General features: G+C 43.7%; 2 protein-coding genes. Both read left to right on the forward strand.

What is annotated here, in order from left to right; translation table 11 throughout:
* Window positions 1–89: 89 nt before the first annotated feature.
* On the forward strand, window positions 90–1,187 hold the full coding sequence (locus OB13_RS18855; protein WP_461491734.1) for a J domain-containing protein: 1,098 nt from the start codon (window positions 90–92) through the stop codon (window positions 1,185–1,187).
* Between the two features lie 425 nt (window positions 1,188–1,612).
* A partial coding sequence (locus tag OB13_RS18860) for a phage integrase SAM-like domain-containing protein (protein ID WP_461491735.1) occupies window positions 1,613–2,668 on the forward strand: 1,056 nt, incomplete at its 3' end.

Here is a 2,668-nt window from a genome sequence, read left to right on the forward strand (position 1 = left end):
TATATTCAGTTTGAGTTGTAGTACGGAATTTGCGCTATATTGTCCGTGTTTACTTAACTTAAGTAGAACTTTTTTGTTGCCTAAGCCCCTTGGAGCATAATTTATATACCATACTTGGTGTTAGCCACACGGCCTCTGCGCAGGAGGTCAAGCTGGCGTATAAGCGGTTGGCCCTGAAGTACCATCCCGACCGCAACCAGGGGAACGCCCGCGCCGAAGAGCTTTTCAAGATAGTCAATGCTGCTTACCAGATACTGTCGAATCCGGGCAAGCGCGCCCGATATGACCTGAAACTGCAATACCTTCAGGAGCAGCGGCAGACCATTCAGCAACACCAGCCGTACCACAATCCGCGCTACCGTCAGACCCGTGAGCCGGCCTCCGTTTCGGAGCGGCATTACCAGAATATTCCCCGCAGGGATGAAAGGCGGTTTGCCCGCAAGGACCTCTACATCACTGCCGGTTTCTTTGCCATCATGATCGTATTCAGCCTGTTACTGAAAGTCACCATGGACTACATTACCGGTGAAGATAAGTATAAAACAGCTTTGACCTATATAGAAGATGGCAAGTATAGCAGCGCCCACAGCCTGCTGACCGATGCGATCTACTTCAGGCCAAAGCATGCCGATGCCTACCTGACCCGTGCCAGTATCGAAATGCATGTGTATGAGAACTACCGGTCTGCCGTGGAGGATCTCAACCAGGTCATCGCGCTGCAGGAAAAGCCTTCGGCGGAAGCCTACCTGATGCGGGGCAAGTGCCTCGCCAAACTGACGCAGTACAAGCAGGCCGAAAGTGACTTCGGGCAGGCCCTGTCACTCGACAGCACGCTCCATGTTGCCCAGCTGGACAGGGGAGAGGTGCGCCTTTTCTATCTGAAAAAATACGGGCCGGCTATTGCCGATTTTTCTGCTTTTCTGGTTCATTCCCATAAAGGCGAGTCCTGGGCAAATGCACTTACGTTCAGGGGATTCGGTTACTATAAGACAGGCGATTATGCCGCGTCCGAAAAGGATTACCGGCGCGTGCTGCAGGCAGATAATAACAACGGGCGGGTGTTCTACCTGCTGGGCCGCACGGAGCTGGAGCAGGCCCAACCCGATTCGGCCTGTGCCCATTTCAATGAGGCTTACCGCCTGGGCTACTCCGCTGCTTTGCTGGAGCTGCGGGCCAATTGCCGGTAGCCCTGCCGGGCACGCTGCTTTTCTTTTTGGCAAGAGCTCTTTACCGCCACCGACGGTTCAAAGTAGCAGCCGGTTTTGAAGCAGCATCATCTGAAGAAGGGAGCGTCTTGTGCTGGCAGGTATAGCCGACGGTATAAGGCAAACTTTTCTTGGTTATAGGAGTAATGGGAGCAGTTGAGAGTGGGAAACAATTTGCAGCAGGCACTGTTCATAACCTATAGCGGAAAGGTATAAAAACAAAAAACCCTCACTACTTAAAGCGAGGGTTTCTGGTGGTGATGATTGGAATCCAACCTTTTTTATGACATTTCTTTAAATGCTCCTTAGTATGCTGTAAAGCTATATTTTATATTCACATATTTTGATATTTCACATGGTTTCTTTAATTTCATATACTAAGTTTATACTAAAACTAATTCTGGTATATGAAATCTACTCTAGTTCTAAGGAACAAAAGCGAAAAGACTGGCAAGCACAGTGTTTATGTAGAATACAGCTACAAAGGTAAAATTAAGCGAATACCCACAGGTATAAAGGTAGCTGAAAACCAGTGGAACGGAGAGAAGGGATTAATAAAAAAGGGGGGTAGTGAGAGCCATGACACAGATAACCAGCATATCCATTCTGTGAAAAAAAATATTGATGGCATCATCCTTAAACATATGGCAGAAAAGGGTGTTCCACCAACCGTAAGTTATGTAGGTATTGAATATGATAAACTGAATGATGTTGAGCAGGAAAAGGTGTTTGTTAATTATATAGACGAATACATTGAGCTTAGGAAAAGTGTTCTAACACCAAACACTATCAAAGGTTTTACAAACCTAAAAGCTAATATTGAAGAGTATCAAAAGCAGAATAACAAAGTTTTAAACTTTGATGATATTAATACACTTACGTTTTTTAATGATTACTGTAACTTCCTTATTAGTAAGAAATACTACAATAGTACTATTAGTAAACGGCTTTCTGTTCTTAAAACTATCCTCACCCATTATTATAACTTAGGCCTGAGCAAGTCTATAAATTTCAAGTTATTCAAATTCTCAAATAGAACACCTAAAAATCAAGAGGTAGTTACTTTATCTGTTTCGGAGTTAGAGGCTCTTAAGGGCTTAGACTTATCTGATAACAAGAGATTAGAGCAGGTTCGTGATTTATTTATAGTTCAGTCATGGACTGGACTTAGATACTCAGATGTAGTTCGCTTAAGTAAGAAACATATAGTTAAAGACACTATAAAGGTCAATATAGTGAAAACCAAAGATTTTAGCGAATTGCCTTTATTCCCTGAGGCAAAGGCAATTTTGGAGAAGTATGATTACGAGATGAAAAGAATATCGAATGATAAATATAACGAGTATATAAAAGAGGTTTGTGCTCTTGTCCCTGAACTTGACATAGATATCACCCAAGTTCATTTTAGTGGTAACAAGCGTATAGAGACTACAAAAAAGAAGCATGAGCTAATTGCCACTCAT

Source organism: Pontibacter sp. HJ8, assembly GCF_054824225.1.